The sequence below is a fragment of the Cohnella sp. GbtcB17 genome (assembly GCF_019091135.1).
Lineage (GTDB): Bacteria > Bacillota > Bacilli > Paenibacillales > Paenibacillaceae > Cohnella.
This window is the reverse complement of sequence record NZ_JAGXJW010000355.1, coordinates 1-251: the sequence shown is the minus strand read 5'-3', so window position 1 is coordinate 251 and position 251 is coordinate 1. Positions and strand designations below refer to the sequence as shown.

The window sequence follows — 251 nt, the reverse complement described above, 5'->3', positions numbered from 1 at the left end:
TTGAAGGTGTAGCCTGCGCCCAGTGTCAGTTCAGGCGGACGCACCGCCGATCCTTCGTATTGATCTCCGTCGTTGACATTGACCGCCGCAGCGCTCTGGCCGACGTATACTGTATATTTGGAGGTAGCCGTTGCTCTGCCGTCTCCGTACTGAATATACAGCTTGTATTCCCCTGCGACATTCGGCGCTATGATGCAATTGGCTACGCCGGCCGCCTTTGTCATCGTGTTGCCTTCGCTAAACGTCGTCGT

The 251-nt window shown here is 55.8% G+C and carries 1 protein-coding gene; it reads right to left on the bottom strand.

The window, feature by feature from the left end:
* A partial coding sequence (locus KVT38_RS33935; RefSeq protein WP_217598109.1) for a hypothetical protein occupies positions 1-251 on the bottom strand: 251 nt, incomplete at both ends.